This window comes from Pseudomonas migulae (assembly GCF_043225285.1).
In the GTDB taxonomy this organism is placed as follows: domain Bacteria; phylum Pseudomonadota; class Gammaproteobacteria; order Pseudomonadales; family Pseudomonadaceae; genus Aquipseudomonas; species Aquipseudomonas migulae_C.
In genome coordinates, this window is record NZ_CP171224.1 from 2,800,848 (window position 1) to 2,820,782 (window position 19,935).

The following is a 19,935-nucleotide window of genomic DNA, read 5'->3' on the forward strand; positions in this document are numbered from 1 at the left end:
GGCCTGAAGAACGACACGGATCTCCAAATCAGCCGTATGGAAACTCGTTATGCGTTGTTTGTTGTTCGCCTGCCTGTTGCTCGGATCATTCCCATCGTTTGCCCTGGACCGTTTCCAGGTCGAAGGCTATACGCTGCCCAACGGCCTGCAATTGCTGCTCAAGCCCGGCACCGAGCGCGGGCATGTGGCGATTCGCCTGGTGGTCGGCGTCGGCATCGATGATTTCAGCTGTGCCGACAAGGAGCTGCCACACCTGCTCGAACACTTGCTGTTCAGCGGCATCGACGCTACCGGCGAAGGTGGCCTGGAAGAACGCATGCAAGCGCTGGGTGGCGAGTGGAACGCCTACACCAGCAACGCCGACACCACGTTCGTCATCGAAGCCCCGGCGAAAAACCAGCGCAAGGTCCTCGACCTGCTGCTGGCGCTGCTGACCCAGACCCGATTCGACGACAACGCGATCAACGCCGCCAAGCAAGTGGTCGAGCGCGAGGACGGCGGCCACTATTCGCACCTGCAACGCTGGCTGGACCGGCAGGACCTGGGTCACACGGCGAGCAACCAGCTGGCGGTGGAGCTGGGCTTGAAATGTCCGGAGCGGGCGGAAGTCGATCAACTGACCCGCGAACAACTGGAGAAGGTGCGCAAAGCCTGGTACGCACCGAACAACATGACCCTGATCATGGTCGGCGACCTTGAACGCGTGCTGCCGGCTTATCTGGAACGGGCCTGGGGCGCACTCGAAGCGGTCGAGCCGACCGAGCACCCGCCGCTGCCGGAGATCCAGGCCAGCGCCGCCCATGAGCGCACGTTGAGTCATGGTTTGGTCGGCGGCACGGCCAAATTGCACTGGTTGGTGCCGGAACCGGTGCTGGAAGACCAGCACGACGAAACCTTCGATTTGCTCAAGGACTATCTGGATTGGGCGCTCTATCGCCAGTTGCGCCTGGCGCACAGCCTGTCCTACGGCCCGTCGGCCGAGCGCGAGGTGTTTGGTGGCGTGGGGTTCATGAGCCTCAACGCCGACCTTGAGCGTGACGATGTGTCCGAAGCCGAGCAGGTCCTGGATGATTTGAAGGCCGATTTGCTCAAGAACGGCCTCGATGCGGACACCTTCAACCGCCTCAAACAGGCCGCCATCGCCCGTCAGGCCTGGGCCGTGCAAGGCAACAGCGCGCTGGCCGATTACTACTGGAGCGCGCTGGGCGACTACGAGGACGGACGTTTCGCCGACCCGGCCAGGGAGCTGCAAGGTGTGACGCTGGCCGAGGCCAACAAGGCCATGAGGGAACTGCTGTTGCAGCCGGGTTATCTGCGGATCGAGAAACCGTTGCTCAGTGATGACCAGTTGATGTGGGCGATTGCCGGGGTGTTTGGTTTGATGGTGCTGGGGTTGTTGGCCTGGCGCCTCCACCGCAAACCATAACGCTGGACTGTAGGAGCCAGCTTGCTGGCGATGGACGTTAACGATAACGCGTGTTTCCTGGATTAACGCGGCGCTCTTGAGTCCATCGCCAGCAAGCTGGCTCCTACAGGTCAGCGTGCTATCGCGACGGCGATTTGAGCCTCGCCACACCGCCCCGCCAGCGGTAACCTGTCGAGGATTTTTCCTACGACTACTGTGAACCGCCGAATGCCTACCCTGACCTTGTTCGTACAGCGCATCCTCGAATTGATGAAGCGCTATCCAGGGGTCATTGCGCTCGGCGGTTTCATCTCCGGGGTCGGCAGTTTCATGCTGGTGGATCGTCAGCAAGGCCTGGCGACCTGGATCACCATCATCATGGTGCTCAGCTGGATCTGGCTGATGCTGGAAAACAGCGCCACCCAGCTGTTCACCCGGATCTTCAAACGGGAAATCCCCCAACCGTTGCTGCGTTACGCGACGCAGATGATCCACCAGGAAAGCCTGTTTTTCGTCCTGCCGTTCTTTGCCATCACGACCACCTGGAACAGCGGCCAGTTGTTTTTCACCGGACTGCTGGGCATCGCTGCGCTGATTTCCATCACCGACCCGCTCTACTACAAATGGCTGGCGCCCCGGCGCTGGGCGTTCCTGGCGCTGCACACGCTGACGCTGTTCGCCGCGCTGCTGACCGCCCTTCCCGTCATCCTGCACCTGACCACCTCGCAAAGCTTCAAGCTGGCCCTCGGCACGGCGGTGATCCTGTCGTTCCCGAGCCTGGCGTCGATCTTCCCGATCCGCACCGTGCGCAACGCGCTGGCGATCCTGTGCATTACCGTCGGCATCGGCGGCTTGGGGTGGGTACTGCGTTCGTGGGTGCCGCCGGCGACGTTGTGGATGACCGATGTGGCGATCAGCACGCAAATGCAGGACCGCACGCCCGGCAAGAGCCTCGACGAAGTCAGTGTCGAGCAGATCCGTGGTGACGGCCTGTACGCCTACACCGCCATCAACGCGCCGCGGGGGCTGGACGAGCGGATTTATCACGTCTGGCAGTTCAACGGCAAAGAGGTCGACCGTATTGCGCTGGATATCCACGGCGGGCGCAAGGAAGGCTATCGCGCCTGGACCCACAAACAGAACTTCCCCGGCAACCCGGCGGGTGACTGGCAAGTTCGGGTCCTGACCGAGGACGGCCAGTTGATTGGCGTGTTGCGCTTCAAGATCAAGGACAGCACACCCGCCAAAGAAAAGTAATGCGGTTCGTGCTATTACATAGCTCTGCTTAACAGCCGAACAAGCACGGAGCTTATGACCAGCCGCACAACACCCGGCAGTGCCTTACTGGATACCTCGCACACCCCAGCACATTTGCGGGTCATGGGTGACTGGACGCTTGCCCATTACGCCGACCTCAAGGACCTGAGCGAAAAGCTCCGCGGCCAGTACGACGACAAAACCCACATCGACCTCAACAGCCTCGGCGCGCTCGACACCGCCGGTGCCTCGCTGTTGGTGGAATTGCTCGGTTCGGAGCGTCTCGGTCGATCCGCCGAACATCCCGACTGCACCTTGTCTGTCGCCGATCGTGCCTTGTTGCAGACGGTTTATCGCTCGATGACCGACTTCTGCGTGCCGATCAAGGAAGCGGAAATAAGCGTCGGCATTCAGTTGCTGACCCGCATCGGCCGCGCGGTGGATGCGGTCTGGCAGGACACCCTGCAACTGCTGGGGTTCGTCGGCCTGATTCTGGAAACCATCGCCCGTGGCCTGTTCCGGCCCAAGCGCTGGCGCATCACGCCGATGGTCGCGCACATCGAACAGACCGGCCTCGACGCCGCCCCCATCGTCGCCCTGCTGACGTTTCTGGTGGGCGCCGTGGTGGCGTTTCTCGGGGCGACTGTGCTGGCGAGTTTCGGTGCGAGCATCTTCACCGTCGACCTGGTGGCGTTTTCCTTTCTGCGTGAATTCGGCGTCTTGCTCACCGCGATCCTGATGGCCGGCCGCACCGCGAGTGCATTCACGGCGCAAATCGGCTCGATGAAAGCCAACGAAGAAATCGACGCCATCCGCACCCTCGGCCTCGACCCGATGGAGTTGCTGGTGGTGCCGCGAGTATTGGCGCTGCTGGTGGCGCTGCCGATGCTAACCTTCCTGGCGATGGTCTCGGGGATTGTCGGCGGTGGCGTGGTGTGTGCGGTGTCGTTGGGTATTTCCCCGGCGATGTTCCTCTCGCTGCTGCAAACCGATATTGGCGTTCAGCACTTTCTGGTAGGGATCGTCAAAGCACCGATCTTCGCGTTTCTCATTGCCGCCATTGGTTGCCTTGAAGGCTTCAAGGTCAGCGGCAGCGCCGAGTCTGTGGGCGCGCACACCACGTCGAGCGTGGTGCAGTCGATTTTCGTGGTGATCGTACTCGACGCCGTGGCCGCGCTGTTTTTCATGGAGATGGGCTGGTGAGTCGTCTACCCCGAGCGCCCTCCGAGGCGGTGATCGAAGTCCGTGGCCTGTGCAATCGCTTCGGCCGCCAGAGCGTGCACGAGAACCTCGACCTGGATTTGTACAAAGGCGAGATCCTCGCCGTGGTCGGCGGTTCCGGCAGCGGCAAGTCGGTGCTGCTGCGCAGCATTGTCGGTTTGCGCCAGCCCAGCGAAGGCGTGGTGAAAGTGTTCGGCAAGAACCTGCCGACGCTGTCCGAGCACGAGCGTTCGCTGGTCGAGCGGCGTTTTGGTGTGCTGTTCCAGAAAGGCGCGCTGTTCTCGTCGCTGACCGTCACCGAGAACGTCGCCTTGCCCCTGATCGAACACGCGGGCCTGAGCCGCGACGATGCCGAGCACCTGGCGGCGGTCAAACTGGCGTTGGCCGGGCTGCCACTGTCCGCGGCGGACAAGTACCCCGCTTCGCTCTCCGGCGGCATGATCAAGCGCGCGGCTCTGGCCCGGGCGCTGGCGCTGGACCCGGACATCCTGTTCCTCGACGAACCCACCGCCGGCCTCGACCCGATTGGTGCGGCGGCCTTCGATCAATTGATCCTGACCCTGCGCGATGCGTTGGGCCTGAGTGTGTTTCTGGTCACCCACGACCTCGACACGCTCTACACCATCACCGACCGCGTGGCGGTGCTGGCGCAGAAGAAAGTGCTGGTGGCGGACGCCATCGACAAGGTCTCGGAAACCGACGACCCGTGGATTCACGAATACTTCCATGGCCCTCGCGGCCGCGCGGCGCTCACCGCCGCTCAACAGTTGAAAGAGGTCTGACATGGAAACCCGAGCCCATCATGTTCTGATCGGCCTGTTCACCGTGATTGTGGTGGCCGGCGCCCTGCTCTTCGGCTTGTGGCTGGCCAAGTCCAGCGTCGACACCGAGTTCAAGGATTACGAGATCGTCTTCAACGAGGCGGTCAGTGGCCTGTCCAAGGGCAGCGCCGTGCAATACAGCGGGATCAAGGTCGGCGACGTGGTGAGCCTGCGCCTGGACCCGAAAGACCCGCGCCGGGTGCTGGCGCGGATTCGCCTCGGCGGCGATACGCCGATCAAGGAAGACACCCAGGCCAAACTGGCGCTGACCGGGATCACCGGGACCTCGATCATCCAGCTCAGCGGTGGCACGCCACAGAGCCCGACGCTCAAGGGCCACGACGGCAATTTGCCGACCATCGTGGCCTCGCCCTCGCCCATCGCCCGGTTGCTCAACGACAGCAACGACCTGATGGCCGGGGTGAACGTGTTGATGCACAACGCCAATCAGATGTTTTCCTCGGAGAACGTCGAGCGCATCAGTAAGACCCTTGAGCACCTGGAACAAACCACCGGCACCCTTGCCGAGCAGCGCGGCGACATCCGCCTCGCCATGCAGCAACTCTCGGCCATCGGCAAACAGGCGACAGCGACCCTGGAACAGACCGCCGCGCTGATGCGCAACGCCAACGGCTTGCTCACCGATCAGGGCAAGCAGATGTTCGGCAGCGCCGAGAGGGCCATGAAATCACTCGAACAAAGCAGCGCGACCATCAACACACTGCTCACTCACAATCAGGACTCGCTCAACAGCGGCATGCAGGGACTGAATGGCCTGGCCCCGGCCGTGCGTGAATTGCGCGACACCCTGACGTCGTTGCGGGCGATTTCCCAGCGCCTGGAAGCCAACCCTAGCGGTTACCTGCTGGGCAGTGACAAGAACAAGGAGTTCACGCCATGAAGCTGAGCCACGTTGCCCTCCTCGGCGCCTTCGCGTTGACCAGCGCCTGCTCGATCCTGCCCAAGTCCGAGCCGTCCGATGTCTATCGCCTGCCCTCGGCCCAGAGCGGCACCAGTCACGGTACCGCGCAACGATGGTCACTGCGCCTGACCAAGCCCCAGGCTAGTGAGGCCTTGAACAGTCCGAAAATCGCCGTGATCCCCCAGGGTGACCTGATCAGCAGCTACAAGGCTTCTCGCTGGAGCGACCCGGCGCCGGTGCTGCTGCGTAATCGTCTGCTCGACGGTTTCCAGCGTGACGGCCGGGTGTCGTTGTTGAGCACCGATGACAGCAATTTCCAGGCGGACCTTGAGTTGGGTGGCAGCCTGCAAGCATTCCAGACCGAGTACCAGGGCACGGCGGCCAGCGTGGTTGTGCGTCTGGATGCCGTGCTGGTGCGCGGCTTTGACCAGCGCATCCTTGCCAGCCGCCGCTTCGAAGTGCGTCAGCCGCTGAACGATGTGCAGGTGCCGTCGGTGGTGGCCGGGTTTGGCCAGGCGAGTGATCAATTGACGGCGCAGGTGGTGAACTGGGCGGTGGAGCAAGGCCAGAAAGTCGCGCCGCCACCGCGGCCCTGAGCCCAACACAGCACCCTTGTGGGAGCGAGCCTGCTCGCGATGGTGGCAGGAGCACCGCGTGCTTCCGGAATGCCCGCATCAGCGTTGACGATCATCGCGAGCAGGCTCGCTCCCACAGTGGGTTTGTGGTTAGCCGAAGAACCAGTAGCAGACGCCGATAGCGCCTAAGACGCCTGCCAATTCGGCCAGCAACGCACACCCCACTGCATGCCGTGCCCGCTGGATCCCGACCGCGCCGAAATACACCGCCAGCACGTAAAACGTCGTTTCCGTACTGCCCTGGATCGTCGCCGCCACCAGCGCCGGGAAGCTGTCCACGCCGGATGTCTTCATGGTTTCGATCAGCATTGCCCGGGCCGCGCTGCCGGAGAACGGCTTGACCAACGCCGTCGGCAACGCATCGACGAACCGCGTGTCCCAACCGGCCCACTCCACCAGGTGGCGAATCCCGTCGAGGCCGAACTCCAGCGCCCCTGACGCGCGCAACACGCCGACCGCACAGAGCATCGCCACCAGATACGGCAGCAGGTTCTTCGCCACGTCGAAGCCTTCTTTCGCACCTTCGACGAACGCCTCGTAGACCTTCACTTTACGCAGCGCGCCAATCACCAGAAACAGCATGATGATCCCGAATAGCGTCAGGTTGCCGAGGATCGACGACAAACCGGCCAGTGCGGTGGCCGAAAGCGTCGCCAGCAGCGCCATGAAGCCGCCAAGGGCGAGGGCGCCAGGAATCAGATAGGCGAGCACCACCGGGTCCCAGACGCGCAGGCGTTGCATGAACGCAACCGCCAGGAAGCCGACGATGGTCGAGCAGCTGGTGGCCAGCAGGATCGGCAGGAACACCAGCGTCGGGTCGGGTGCACCTTGCTGGGCGCGGTACATGAAGATCGTCACCGGCAGCAGGGTCAGGGAGGAGGCGTTGAGCACCAGGAAGAGGATTTGCGCGTTACTGGCGATGGTGTCGCTGGGGTTGAGCTCTTGCAGGGACTTCATGGCCTTGAGGCCGATCGGCGTGGCGGCGTTGTCCAGGCCCAGGCCGTTGGCGGCGAAGTTCAGGGTGATCAGGCCGATGGCGGGGTGACCGGGCGGCACTTCCGGCATCAGGCGCAGGAACAGCGGGCCCAGCGCCTTGGCCAGCCACTCGACGATCCCGGCTTTTTCGGCGATCCGCAGGAAACCCAGCCAGAGGGTGAGGGTGCCGAACAGCAAGACCATGACCTCGACCGACAGCTTGGCCATGGCGAAGATGCTTTCGACCATCGCCGCGAAGATCCCGGCGTTCCCGCCGATCAGCCACTGCGCCAGCGCCGACACGGCCGCCACAATGAAGAAGCCAAGCCAAAGGCCATTGAGCATCAGTAAATCCCCCGAAGAATGCGGCGAATGATAGCGGGGTCACCAGAAACGACAAACCCCGGATTTCTCCGGGGTTCATTTGTGCGCTACACGCGGCCCACTGTGGGAGCGAGCCTGCTCGCGATGGACGTCAACGATGACGCGGGCTTTCTGGATGAGCGCGGTGCTCCTTCCACCATCGCCGGCAAGCCGGTCTCGCTCCTACAGTGTTACGGATCAGTTGCTGGAAACTTCGCCAGCCGGCAGCTTTTCCTTGCTGCGCCAGTGCGGCAGGGAATTCCAGTAGCGCTGGCCCTTGGCATCGTCGTACATGCCTTCCCAACGGGAGATAACCAGCACGGCCAGGGCGTTGCCGATCACGTTCAGTGCAGTACGCGCCATGTCCATGATGCGGTCGACACCGGCGATGAACGCCAGGCCTTCCAGCGGGATACCCACGCTGCCCAAGGTCGCCAGCAGCACCACGAAGGACACACCCGGTACGCCGGCGATGCCTTTGGAGGTGACCATCAGAGTCAGCACCAGCAGCAATTGCTGGCTGATCGACAGATCGATGCCGTACAGCTGGGCAATGAAGATCGCCGCGATGCTTTGATACAGGGTCGAACCGTCGAGGTTGAACGAGTAACCGGTTGGCACCACGAAGCTGCAAATGGCCTTCGGTGCGCCGTAGGCTTCCATCTTCTCGATGACGCGCGGCAGCACGGTTTCGGAGGAGGCGGTGGAGTAGGCCAGCACCAGCTCATCCTTGAAGATGCGCATCAGCTTGATCACCGAGAAGCCGAACAGGCGAGCGATCAGACCCAGCACCACGAAGGCGAAGAAGGCGATGGCGACGTAAACCAGGATCACCAGTTTGGCCAGCGGCAGCAGGGAAGCGAAGCCGAAGTTGGCCACGGTCACCGCGATCAATGCGAATACGCCGATCGGGGCGTAGTTCATGATCATGTGGGTGACTTTGAACATGCTTTCCGAGACGCCCTGGAACATCGTCACCAGCGGGTCGCGCAGCTCAGGCTTGAGGCTCGACAGACCGAGACCGAACAGCACCGAGAAGAAGATGATCGGCAGCATCTCGCCGCGAGCCATGGCCGCGAAGATGTTGGAAGGGATCAGGTTGAGGATGGTTTCGATGAACGCGTGTTCATGCTGAACCTCGGCAGCCGTTGCCTGGTACTTGGAAATATCCACGGTACCCAGGGTGCTCATGTCGATGCCGGCACCCGGATGGAACAGGTTGGCGAGCAACAGGCCGACGACGATGGCGATGGTGGTGACGACCTCGAAGTAGATGATGGTCTTCAGGCCGATGCTGCCGAGTTTCTTCGCGTCGCCGACGCCGGCAATCCCGACGATCAGCGACGAGATCACGATCGGGATCACAATCATCTTGATCAGACGGATAAAGATATCGCCCGCTGGTTGCAGGACGTTACTGATCCACCAGGCCTTCTCGGCACTGAAATGGTTGAGCAGCGCACCGATTGCAATCCCCAATACCAGACCGATGAGGATCTGCCAGGCGAGGCTAAGCTTTGCCTTCTTCATATCTTTACCCTTACTTGCGTTTGACTCAGGCAGATGCGGGAACTGGAACGCTTGTGGCGAAAAAGTCGTGCGCATCTGCCCCCGTATAAGGTGCCCCGGAGCGAGTATTTATGGCTCTCTGGCAGGCGAAAAAAGGCGCAACTATTCCGATGCAAGGAAGCAACGTCTAATGCCGTAAATGACTACCCTATGCCGAATCGGCATGAGGTTTTTTAACTGAAAGCGACGTCGCAAACAGTTCGAATGTGACATTTCGGCAGGCATACGTGCCGTGAACCGGCCATCTACGGGCAGGGTGGGTGTTTTTTGATCATTTTCGCGGGAAGGGAATTTCAGAAAAATCCGACACGTCGAGATGAAAAATCCCTGCAAAATCAGCCGTTTTTTTCTCGATGTACGGTCACGCAAGAAACACCGGGAAAAGTATTTTCCAGTGTTGGTCAGTGCGAATCGGAAGGTAAAACAGCGAAACCGAGTGGATCGCTATGGGTAAATGCTTGATAAACAAGCTCTTCGCAAGTCCGTCGCACCCTCGTGGGACGGCGAACTTGCGTCGCAGCTTTTACTACCGCCTGACCCGGCCCTTGCGCAGGCACTCCCTGTACCCGTAGGTCACTCCGCCCCTGAAACAGGCAGAACGTCCCGACCCCTTGGTCATGCGTCTACCTTCCTCAGGCAGCGCATTAGAAAGAAGCATGCTGCTTCTTTCGTGTGACAGATTCAGTACCAGTTCGGATCTTTCTTCAGTTGTTCCATCAACAGGTCCTGCATGCCTTGGTCAGGCTTGCCGAGGAAGCGGTAATCGGCATGTCGCGTCGGCGACTTGTCGGCCGGCAATCCTGCAGGCACTTCGACCAGCATGGCGTAGGCATCCTTTTTGTCGAAGCTGACGGCCACGATCAGGCGTTTGTTGAGGCACGTGTCGCGGGATTCGCATAACGGCCCCACCAGGTACTTGTCGCCGTCTTCTTCCACTGCATTCATTTGCTCAGCATCGCCGGACAGGTTCATCACCCATTCCGGCAGGCGTTCTTCCTTCTTGACCACGCCCTGCCAGGTGTCATGGAACTGCGGGTCTGCACTCAACAACTCGTTGACCCGCGCCTGGCCATCATTGGCCGCCATCGCGATGGCACTGCCGCCCAACAGCAGGGCGGCTGCCAACGTCTTAAGTGAAACGTTCATCTTTAACCTCGACCGCGGCGGCCAAAGAAGAACGAAGCGATGAACATCACCAGGAACACGACAAAGAGAATCTTGGCGATACCCGTGGCGGTGCCCGCGATACCACCGAAGCCCAGTACTGCAGCGATGATGGCAATGATCAAGAATGTAATTGCCCAGCTCAACATGGTGATTCTCCTTACGCTTCTATTTAGAGGTCTTGCTCGTGATGCTGTTTCCCGGCGCATCGACAGCGCCAAGTTCGGTATTTAGAACACCCAGCGTTCCTGACGCGGCATCTCATCCACAGGCTGGGCCTGGTCGACGTCCATCATTCGCATGGGTGCGGCGTCAGCGAAGGTGGTGCTGGCGGCGCTGAAGTGGGTCTGGGTCTGGTGTTGAATCGACACGCGTGGCGCTTCCGGCTGCTGGCCCTGCTCCCAACGCTGAAACTGCTGGCCGCCGATCAAGGTGATCGAAAGCGCCAGGACAGCAAACAGGCCCTGCTGGATATGCAGTGGCGAGATACGCAATTGGGCGGCACGTTGGCGACTCATCCTGAAGCTCCTCCCACAGTGTGGTGATCTTGTTATGGGCGATTGATTGCCCTTGTTAATCAACGTATTGCAGCCTGCATGCCAGCTTTTTTAAGTTACAAAAACCCATTTAAAACAATGACTTATATAGTTTGTAGAAAACAGATCGGACGCATCCTGCACGATGGCCCTATTCGGGTCGTGCGAAATGCACGATAAATTCGTAGGAGTTTTCAGAATTTTTGAATTGCGAGGAGGGCGCAGATGTCACAAAGGAAGTCGGGTCACGGCCTGAAAGCCAGCGATCCGATAAAAAAACAACAAAATCAGTCGATTAGCCGTAGGGTGGGCATATAGCTACCCTGATGTGGCCGGAATCGACCAGAATCAACCATGCAACTTGCCCGATTTATCCGGGACTAACCAAGATCATTCTTTAAGGAGCGTAGGAAAATGGAATCAGCCACTGAGAACCAAGGCCGCATTCTGTTGGTGGACGATGAGTCCGCCATCCTGCGAACTTTCCGTTACTGCCTCGAAGACGAAGGCTACAGCGTCGCCACGGCCAACAGCGCGGCGCAGGCCGATGCGTTGCTGCAACGCCAGGTATTCGACCTGTGCTTTCTCGATCTGCGCCTGGGCGAAGACAACGGACTCGATGTGCTGGCGCAAATGCGCATTCAGGCGCCGTGGATGCGCGTGGTGATCGTCACCGCCCATTCCGCCGTGGACACGGCAGTGGACGCGATTCAGGCCGGCGCAGCGGATTACTTGGTCAAGCCGTGCAGCCCCGATCAATTGCGCCTGGCCACGGCGAAACAACTGGAAGTGCGACAGCTGTCGGCCCGTCTTGAGGCACTGGAAGGGGAAGTGCGCAAGCCCAAGGACGGCCTGGATTCTCACAGCCCGGCCATGAAAGTGGTGCTCGAGACCGCCCGCCAGGTGGCCAGCACCGACGCCAACATTCTGATTCTTGGCGAATCCGGTACCGGTAAAGGCGAGCTGTCCCAGGCAATTCACGGCTGGAGCAAGCGCGCGAAAAAATCCTGCGTCACCATCAACTGCCCGTCCCTGACCGCTGAGCTGATGGAAAGCGAGCTCTTCGGCCACAGCCGTGGCGCATTCACCGGCGCCAGTGAAAGCACCCTTGGGCGAGTCAATCAGGCGGACGGCGGAACGCTGTTTCTCGACGAGATAGGCGATTTTCCCCTGACACTGCAGCCAAAGTTGCTGCGATTCATCCAGGACAAGGAATACGAACGAGTCGGCGATCCCGTTACCCGTCGCGCCGACGTGCGTATTCTCGCGGCCACCAACCTCAATCTTGAGGACATGGTGCGTGACGGCCGTTTCCGTGAAGACTTGCTCTATCGCCTGAACGTCATCACCTTGCACCTACCGCCGCTGCGCGAACGCCGCGAGGATATTCTCAACCTCGCGGACCGCTTCCTGGCCCGCTTCGTCAAGGAATATGCGCGACCGGCGCGGGGCTTCAGCGATGAGGCCCGCGAAGCATTGCTCAGCTATCGCTGGCCGGGGAATATCCGTGAATTGCGCAACGTGGTGGAGCGGGCGAGCATCATCTGTCCGCAGGAGCGCGTTGAGATCAGCCACCTGGGCATGGCGGAAACGCCGATCAACAACGCGCCACGCATCGGCGCCGCGTTGAGTCTCGACGAGCTGGAAAAAGCCCACATCGGCGCGGTCCTGGCCACCGCCGATACGCTGGACCAAGCGGCGAAGACGCTGGGTATCGACGCTTCCACGCTGTACCGCAAACGCAAGCAATACAACCTGTGAGTCCCGTCCGATGAAACTGGCGATGAAGTTGCGTACTCGGCTTTTCCTGAGTATTTCCGCACTGATCACCGTTGCGCTGCTTGGGCTGTTGCTCGGGCTGGTCAGCGTGATGCAGATGGCAGGAAACCAGGAGGCTCTGGTGCGCAACAACTTCGTCACCCTGGACATCGGACTCAAGCTGCGCCAGACGTTGGGTGATCAACTGATCCTGATGATGGGCGACACGCCCGACCCTGCGGCCTTCGAAGCGTCCAAGCAACATTATTTCCAGCTGCTGGATGAAGGCATCGCTCATGACCAGGGTGGAGAAGGGCGCCAGTACGGTTTTCTGCAGGCGAAGAATGATTACCAGAGCTTTCTTCAAGCGCTGGACCAGTCCCGGGATCCGTCTCGCTTACTCAGTGGCAACGAGGACCTCACCGCAAAATTCAACGTGTTGCGCAACGGCCTGATCACAGAACACAAGCACGCGCTGGACAGCATCAATGAAACCCAGCGCCAGGCCCGGGACCGGGCACTGCTGATTGCCGGCCTGCTCGGGTTGGTCGGGCTGGCGGTGCTGATCATCGGCTTCGTCACCGCCCATGCGATCGCCCGGCGTTTCGGCGCGCCGATCGAAGCCCTGGCCCAGGCTGCCGACAACATCGGCCAAGGCAATTTCGAGGTGACCCTGCCGGTTTCCTCGGCAGTGGAAATGAATCAGCTGACCAAGCGCTTCGGGCTCATGGCCGAGGCGCTGCGTCAGCATCAGGCGACCAATGTCGACGAACTGCTCGCCGGTCAGCAACGTTTGCAGGCGGTACTCGACAGCATCGACGACGGCTTGTTGATGATCGATCGCGATGGCCACCTCGAACACCTCAATCCGGTGGCGCAGCGCCAGTTAGGTTGGGACAGCGACCGTCTCGGCCAAGGCTTGGGTTCGGCGCTGGAACGTCCCGAACTGGATCAACAACTGAAACTGGTGTTGCGCGGTGGCACGCTGGAACGTGCGCCTGAGGACCTGAGCATCGAAGTCGACGGTGAGTCGCGGTTGCTCACCTACAGCCTGACGCCGGTCAGCCATACCCAGGGTCATATTCTCGGCGCGGTGATGGTGCTGCATGACGTGACGGAGCAGCGTGCGTTCGAGCGCGTGCGCAGCGAGTTTGTGTTGCGCGCTTCCCATGAACTGCGTACGCCGGTGACCGGCATGCACATGGCGTTCGGTCTGTTCCGCGAACGGGCGAAATTCGCCGAGGACTCCCGGGAAGCTGATCTGCTGGACACCGTGAATGAAGAAATGCAGCGCCTGATGCAGTTGATCAACGACCTGCTGAATTTCTCGCGCTACCAGAACGGTTTGCAGAAACTGACGCTGGCGCCTTGTTCCATCGAGGAATTGCTGGAGCAGGCCCGTGTGCGGTTTAGCGATTCGGCGCTGGAGAAGGGCATCAACCTGTCGGTCGAAGTGCAGGGCCCGTTGCCGTGGTTGCAGGCGGACCGGCCGCAACTGGATCGGGTGCTCGACAACCTGATCGACAACGCGTTGCGGCATACCGGCACGGATGGCCAGATTCGCTTGCAGGCGCGACGCCATGGCGAGCGCGTGATCATCAGTGTCGAGGACAATGGCGAAGGCATCGCCTACGGCCAGCAAGGGCGGATCTTCGAGCCGTTCGTGCAGGTCGGGCGCAAGAAGGGTGGCGCGGGGCTGGGCCTGGCGTTGTGCAAGGAAATCGTGCAGTTGCACGGTGGACGGATGGGTGTCTATTCGCGGCCGGGGCAGGGCACGCAGTTCTACATGGCGTTGGCGGTCTAACTCGCTTTCTATGCTTCATCATCCAGGCGTCGACCGGCCAGGCGCCGGCCGCGGGTAATCAGCTCGATGAACTGCACGGCGCTCAGCGCATGGGCGAACAGCCAGCCCTGACCGAACTTCACCCCTTCGCTGCTCAGGAACGCTGCCTGGGCTTCATGTTCGATGCCCTCGGCAATCACCTTGAGATGCAGTGACTGAGCCATGTGAATGATGTGCGGCGCCACACCGCTGCTGGCGGCGTCATGACCGAGTGCGTCGATAAACGCCTTGTCGATTTTCAGGCAATCCACCGGCAGGGTTTGCAGGTAGGCGAGGCTGCAATAGCCGGTGCCGAAATCATCGATCAACACCTGATGCCCGACGTCGCGTAAGGCTTGCAGGTTTTCCCGGGCCACCACCACGTCGATCAGTCCGCGCTCGGTCACCTCAAAGGCGATTTGCTTGGCCGCGACCCGGTGCAGGATCAGCAGCCGCGCCATTACCTGGCCGATACGCGGCACCATGACGTCGCACGCCGCCAGGTTGACCGAGATGTACAGCTGCGGATTGGCCCGCAACAAATGCCCGAGCTGCTCAAGCAGGCGTTGCAGGACGAAGTCGGTCATCTGGCGGATCTGGCCGGTGTTCTCCGCCATGGGAATAAACAGGTCGGGACTGGTCAGGGTGCCGTCGGGCCGGCGCCAGCGCAGGAGGGCTTCAGCCCCGACGCAATTGCGACTGTCGAGGTCGAAGATGGGCTGGTACAACACCTGCAACTCGCCTCGCCGTATCGCGCCCGCCAATTCGGCGTCCAGCGATTGCCGCTGACGTACCAGCAGAAACACCATGAAACCCACCAATACGCCCAGCGCCAGGCTGGCCGGCACCAGCCACCACCAGGCAGTGGGCACATTCAGGGCGGTACGCGGGGTGATCAGTACCAATTGGTATTCAGGGCTTTTGGTGGGCATGAGGTAAATCAGACGAGTCGGGGTGACTTGCAAGGCTTCAGTGGTTTTCGGGGGCCACGGCTGGGTGGGCGGCCAGGCTTGCGCGGAGCCCAGCACCGGAATCGCGCGGGTACCTTTATCGAGGATCACCAACAGGCTGCTGCCCGGCGACAGGTCGACCATGTCGGTCAAATGTCCGCGGGAGGTCGCGACACGAAAGTTGCCGCGTCCGAGCATCAGCGCGGCGCGGTTTTCGTCCGGTTCGGTGGTGGTGTTGAGCCAGTAACTGTAAGTGGGGTCTTTGATGTCCGGGGCACGGGCCAGCGATAATCCTTCCTGGCGCGGACGGTTGGAGCAGATCTTAGAGGCATCCATATACGCGGCTTCGTAAACGAAGCGGTAATTGAAGGTGACCTGCTGCAAGGTGGCGATCATATCCTTGTCGCAGCTTCGCAGCGGTTGGGCTTCCAGATCGTCCAAACTTTCGCGTAATTGACCGAACAACTGCTCCAGACGCGCGAGAAATCGCTCACCCTGCGCGTTCATTTCCTGGCTTTCGTTCTGCTCGACCTGGTGAATCGCCATGAAAAGGCTGAGGGCCAGTAGCACTGCGCTGCTGGCGGCAGCCGCCAGCATCGCCAAAAACCACGGGCGATAGAACCAGCTTCTTAGCGTCTCTCGAGCAGCAGGCATAGGGGAATATCCGACGGATTACCAATGAGTTATAGCTGCTGATTGGGAAAAAGCCCTTACCGTCGGGCGGCCGTCATTATTTTGTCTGATTAAGTACCTGGAGCAGCGCAGCCGTTTGCGCGTCCGGCAGGCCATCAAAGCGGGAAGGGCGGAAATGCATCTGGAAGGCGGCGATCACGTGACGCGTCGCGACATCCAGTTCGCCGGTTTGTGGCGTGGCATAACCCAGGCGAGCCAGTTGCCCCTGAAACCAGCTGATGCTTGGCAGTTCTGTTTCGAACTGGCCTTGTTGACGCGCGACAGCCTGCTCGTTCGGCCAGATGCCCAGACCCTCGGCCGCCAGGCGTTTCCAGGGGAACAGCGGACCCGGATCCAGCTTGCGCAACGGCGCGATGTCGCTATGGCCGATGATGTTGCGGGGGTTGATGGCGTAACGCTTGCTGATGTCTTTGAGCAACACGATCAAGGACTGGACCTGAGCTTCGCTGTAGGGATACCAGTAACGCTCGCCGTTCGGTCTTTGCTTGAACCCCGGGTTGACGATTTCGATGCCGATGGAGCTGGAGTTCAGCCAGGTCCGGCCTTGCCATTCACTTTCGCCGGCGTGCCAGGCCCGCAGGTTCTCATCGACCAGCTTAAAGATCGTGGCGTTTTTATCGTCGCCGATCAGGTAATGGCTGCTGACCTCGCCATGGGTGAGCAATTGCAGCGAACGCTCCAGCGAGGCGGAGGTGTAATGCACCACCACGAACTGGATGCGACTGTCGTGATTGACTGAAGGGTGGCTGGTGTCGAACCGAGGGCCGCTGGCACAACCGGCCAGGAGGATCAGCGAGACAATGAGAGCAAAATATTTCATGGCAGAAGGCGGTACGCACAGGACAGTAATGCAACAGTGTAACGTACTGCCCCGTGCGACGACGGCCAGCGGGATCATTTAAACAAAATGGAACAATTGGCCGTCAGCCCAGCTCCACCCGGTTACGGCCAGCGTTTTTGGCGCGGTAGAGCGCCTGATCGGCTCTTTTCAGCACCAGATCGCTGTGTTCGCCGGGTCTGAAGGCGGTCATCCCCATCGAAACGGTGATGGTCACCGGCTCGTTTTTGAAATGGAACGGGCAGGCTTCGATGGACGCGCGCAGGTTTTCCAGCAACTTCGCCCCCACTGCCGGCACAGTGCCGGGCATCAGCAGGACGAATTCTTCACCGCCAAAACGGGCGATGAAATCAGTTCCGCGCAGGCGTTTGCGCAATACGCTGGCGATGATTTTCAGCACCTTGTCTCCCGCCAGGTGGCCGTAGTTATCGTTGATGCGTTTGAAATGGTCGAGGTCGAGCATCGCCAGCAACAACGTGTTGCCGTGCTGTTGCCACTGAGCGATCTCGTGGTCGAGCCGTTCGCTCCAGGCCGCCCGGTTGGGCAGGCCGGTCAGCGGGTCGATCAAGGCTTTCTGGCGCTGCTCTTCAAGATGCTCGCGATAACCCTGGGCTTCCTGTTCCATATGGGCCACGCGCTCGGCCAGGCCTTTGAGGCGCGCCGCCACTTCCTGCTCGCGTTCGTCGCGCTGCTTCTGGTGTTGATCCATGGTCCCGAGCAGGCCTTCGAGATGGTTCTCGAGAACGTGCTTGAGATCATCCAGGTCCGCCGCCTCTTGCATGCTGCTCTGCAATCCGTCGACCTGTTCGCGGATCTGCGTGTCCATTTCCCGCGCGGCGGAGCGGTTGTCCGCATGGCCGTCGGAGGCGGCTTGCAAGTTGCTCTGGAATGACTCCAGGCGTTCGTTGAGTTGCTGCAGATAGGCTTCGAATTCGTGCTGACCGCTGTCGTTGATCGCCAGCATCAAGGTGGCCAGGTCATCGAGAATCGGCAGCAACTCGTACCAGTTCAATCCGTTTTGCAGTCGATCGCGCATCGCTTCGGCTTGCGGGCGATGGCGCTCGGGCAGCGACAGGTCGTCCAGCAGCCCCAGCAACGTGTCTTCGATGTGCTTGGCGACGGAGCTGTAGGACGGCTCCGGTGAGTCCGGCAGGGCATAGAGAATGTCGTGCTCGGGCTGTTCGGGATCAATGGCCGCCAATGCCTGGGCCATGGCCGAGGGCAGGGGCAGGCGGTCGAGGAACACCGCCGGCGTCAGTTCGTCAGGGTTGATTGCCGGTTGAGGCTCGGCAATCAGTGCTGGCGGCGCTGCGGGTTGAATGTCCGCCGGTGACGCTGTGTGCGAAGCGGGTGTCGGATCAGGTGTATGGACTGGCGGGACAAATGCCACGACTTCAGCAGGTAACGGCACGGCCGGCGTCGTGTCGATCACCGGCGGGGCTGGCTCGGCAGGATGTTCAATGGGAGAAAGGGCGTCGGCGACGGGCGCGTGGTCGACCATTTCCCGTAGCAACTCGACAGGGGTGACTGCCACATCGACAGGCAGCGCGGCGGGCGATTGCGCGTCCGGGTGCGCCGGCTGTTGTGGGGTTTCCTCCGCGCCATGGCCGCCAAACAAACGCTGCAACAAACCCGGACGACCCGGTTCTGCCGGGTGCTCCAGCTGACTCAAGGCTTTGCCTTGCAGGCCGCTGAGTTCGCTGAGCAGTAGTGGGATCTCACGCGCCTGGCTGACCCGGTTATCGAGGGTTTTGGCGAAGTTCTTGAGGGGGCGGCTCACTTCCCGGGGCAGCGGCAGTTTCTGCAACTGTGTGACCAGTGCTGTCAGCGCGGCACTGGTCTGATTGACCCGGGTCTCGCGGCGCTGTTCGGAGTCGAGGACCGCCTTCTCCAGCCGTGGAAGCAAAGCCGCCAGGCCGGCGTCCATCTCATCGGTGCGGATGACATCGCGCATTTCCTTCATGCACTGGTCGACCGCGCGGTCAGTGCCCTCGGCCGCCAGCGTGCTGCGTACCAGTCCGCGACGCAGCAGGTCGAGTCGGGCGTCCCAGCGACGCTCAAGCTTTTCCTGTTGTTCGATGCCTTTGAGGTATTTCTCTTTCCAGCGCTGTGTTTCGTCGCTCATTCATGGGATCCGCGAAGGGCAGGACTCAACGCGGGCAATGCATCGGCCGTGAGCGAACCCGGCAGACGAATCTCTACCGCGACCGGCAGGTGATCGGAAATGGGCTGTGCCAGCACTTCGACCTTTTCAAGCGTCAGGCTCGGGCTCAGCAGAATATGGTCAAGGCAGCGTTGCGGACGCCAGCTCGGGAAGGTGGCTTCCAGTTGCGGCGCGAGCAAGCCGAGGTCGCGCAACGGAGAGTGCTGCAGCAAGTCACTGGCATGGGTATTCATGTCGCCCATCAGCACCTGATGCTTGTAACCGCCGATCAGCTCGCGGATATAGGCCAGTTGCATACTCCGGGCGCGGGCGCCCAGCGCCAGATGCATCATGACCACCACCAGCGCTTCCGGACCTTCGCCGAAGCGCACCAGGATCGCCCCGCGACCCTTGGGCCCCGGAAGCGGATGATCTTCAATCGCCCACGGGCGCAGGCGGCTCAGCACGCCATTGCTGTGCTGGCCGAGACGGCCGAGATTGCGATTGAGTTGTTGATACCAGTAGGGGAAGGCGCCGAGTTGCGCCAGGTGTTCGACCTGATTGACGTAGCCGGATCTCAGGCTGCCGCCATCGGCTTCCTGCAGGGCAACCAGATCGAAGTCGCCCAGCAGGTTGCCGATCTTTTGCAGGTTGTCGGCGCGCCCGGTGTGCGGCAACAGGTGTTGCCAGCCCCGGGTCAGGTAATGCCGATACCGCTCGGTACTGATGCCGACCTGGATATTGAAACTGAGCAAGCGCAGACGGCTGTCTGCGGGCAGGCCCGTCGATTCCAGATGATGCTCGTTGACCCGCGGATCATGCAGGCCGACGATGCGTTCAGTACCCCAGCGGCGCATGGCGGG

The 19,935-nt window shown here is 61.0% G+C and carries 17 protein-coding genes; 8 read left to right on the forward strand and 9 right to left on the reverse strand.

Annotated elements, in window-relative coordinates:
• The first annotated feature begins 49 nt into the window (after positions 1–49).
• The 6 genes from ACF6ZU_RS12950 to ACF6ZU_RS12975 all read left to right on the forward strand — a co-directional run bounded on the left by ACF6ZU_RS12950 (position 50) and on the right by ACF6ZU_RS12975 (position 6,222).
• Positions 50–1,426, forward strand: coding sequence for a M16 family metallopeptidase (locus ACF6ZU_RS12950; protein WP_392892977.1), 1,377 nt, complete (start codon positions 50–52; stop codon positions 1,424–1,426).
• Positions 1,427–1,633: 207 nt separating this feature from the next.
• Entirely contained in the window at positions 1,634–2,662 is a 1,029-nt protein-coding gene (locus ACF6ZU_RS12955) for a DUF5924 family protein (protein WP_392892979.1), read from the forward strand.
• Positions 2,663–2,716: 54 nt separating this feature from the next.
• Positions 2,717–3,865 carry an MlaE family lipid ABC transporter permease subunit gene (locus tag ACF6ZU_RS12960; protein ID WP_392892981.1) on the forward strand — a complete coding sequence of 383 codons (1,149 nt, stop codon included), beginning with the start codon at positions 2,717–2,719 and terminating at the stop codon, positions 3,863–3,865.
• Positions 3,862–4,665: an ABC transporter ATP-binding protein gene (locus ACF6ZU_RS12965; protein WP_392892983.1), complete on the forward strand. Its 804-nt coding sequence runs from the start codon at positions 3,862–3,864 to the stop codon at positions 4,663–4,665. Before ACF6ZU_RS12960 ends, ACF6ZU_RS12965 begins: the two co-directional genes overlap by 4 nt.
• A 1-nt stretch (position 4,666) precedes the next feature.
• Positions 4,667–5,605, forward strand: a complete 939-nt coding sequence (locus ACF6ZU_RS12970) for an MlaD family protein (RefSeq protein WP_392892985.1) — start codon at positions 4,667–4,669, stop codon at positions 5,603–5,605.
• Complete coding sequence (locus ACF6ZU_RS12975) at positions 5,602–6,222, forward strand: ABC-type transport auxiliary lipoprotein family protein (protein ID WP_392892988.1); 621 nt, start codon at positions 5,602–5,604, stop codon at positions 6,220–6,222. Before ACF6ZU_RS12970 ends, ACF6ZU_RS12975 begins: the two co-directional genes overlap by 4 nt.
• 129 nt (positions 6,223–6,351) lie before the next feature.
• Here ACF6ZU_RS12975 and ACF6ZU_RS12980 read toward each other — a convergent pair whose 3' ends face one another.
• From ACF6ZU_RS12980 to ACF6ZU_RS13000, 5 genes are all read right to left on the reverse strand, one after another.
• Positions 6,352–7,581: a nucleoside recognition domain-containing protein gene (locus tag ACF6ZU_RS12980; RefSeq protein WP_392892990.1), complete on the reverse strand. Its 1,230-nt coding sequence runs from the start codon at positions 7,579–7,581 to the stop codon at positions 6,352–6,354.
• A 216-nt stretch (positions 7,582–7,797) separates the two neighbouring features.
• The gene (gene gltP, locus ACF6ZU_RS12985) at positions 7,798–9,129 is read right to left on the reverse strand and encodes a glutamate/aspartate:proton symporter GltP (protein ID WP_056854221.1); all 1,332 of its coding nucleotides are present in this window, start codon (positions 9,127–9,129) and stop codon (positions 7,798–7,800) included.
• Positions 9,130–9,849: 720 nt separating this feature from the next.
• Positions 9,850–10,314: an inhibitor of vertebrate lysozyme family protein gene (locus ACF6ZU_RS12990; RefSeq protein ID WP_392892992.1), complete on the reverse strand. Its 465-nt coding sequence runs from the start codon at positions 10,312–10,314 to the stop codon at positions 9,850–9,852.
• Between the two features lie 2 nt (positions 10,315–10,316).
• Positions 10,317–10,481, reverse strand: coding sequence for a DUF1328 domain-containing protein (locus ACF6ZU_RS12995; protein ID WP_003177151.1), 165 nt, complete (start codon positions 10,479–10,481; stop codon positions 10,317–10,319).
• Between the two features lie 81 nt (positions 10,482–10,562).
• Positions 10,563–10,850: a hypothetical protein gene (locus tag ACF6ZU_RS13000; RefSeq protein ID WP_392892998.1), complete on the reverse strand. Its 288-nt coding sequence runs from the start codon at positions 10,848–10,850 to the stop codon at positions 10,563–10,565.
• 432 nt (positions 10,851–11,282) lie between these two features.
• Here ACF6ZU_RS13000 and algB point away from each other — a divergent pair, with 432 nt between their 5' ends.
• Both algB and ACF6ZU_RS13010 read left to right on the forward strand, forming a co-directional pair.
• Positions 11,283–12,629, forward strand: coding sequence for a sigma-54-dependent response regulator transcription factor AlgB (gene algB / locus ACF6ZU_RS13005; protein WP_392893000.1), 1,347 nt, complete (start codon positions 11,283–11,285; stop codon positions 12,627–12,629).
• 10 nt (positions 12,630–12,639) lie between these two features.
• The gene (locus ACF6ZU_RS13010) at positions 12,640–14,430 is read left to right on the forward strand and encodes a KinB sensor domain-containing domain (protein ID WP_392893001.1); all 1,791 of its coding nucleotides are present in this window, start codon (positions 12,640–12,642) and stop codon (positions 14,428–14,430) included.
• Positions 14,431–14,438: 8 nt separating this feature from the next.
• Here the strand turns inward: ACF6ZU_RS13010 and ACF6ZU_RS13015 are convergent, their stop codons facing one another.
• The 4 genes from ACF6ZU_RS13015 to ACF6ZU_RS13030 form a co-directional block, all read right to left on the reverse strand.
• On the reverse strand, positions 14,439–16,052 hold the full coding sequence (locus ACF6ZU_RS13015) for an EAL domain-containing protein (RefSeq protein WP_392893003.1): 1,614 nt from the start codon (positions 16,050–16,052) through the stop codon (positions 14,439–14,441).
• A 76-nt stretch (positions 16,053–16,128) separates the two neighbouring features.
• The gene (locus ACF6ZU_RS13020; RefSeq protein WP_392893005.1) at positions 16,129–16,911 is read right to left on the reverse strand and encodes an N-acetylmuramoyl-L-alanine amidase; all 783 of its coding nucleotides are present in this window, start codon (positions 16,909–16,911) and stop codon (positions 16,129–16,131) included.
• 103 nt (positions 16,912–17,014) lie between these two features.
• A complete protein-coding gene (locus tag ACF6ZU_RS13025) occupies positions 17,015–19,054 on the reverse strand; it encodes a diguanylate cyclase (protein ID WP_392893007.1) in 2,040 nt (679 codons plus the stop codon).
• Positions 19,051–19,929 carry an endonuclease/exonuclease/phosphatase family protein gene (locus ACF6ZU_RS13030; protein ID WP_392893009.1) on the reverse strand — a complete coding sequence of 293 codons (879 nt, stop codon included), beginning with the start codon at positions 19,927–19,929 and terminating at the stop codon, positions 19,051–19,053. The genes ACF6ZU_RS13025 and ACF6ZU_RS13030 overlap by 4 nt, the downstream gene beginning before the upstream one ends.
• Positions 19,930–19,935: the final 6 nt, after the last annotated feature.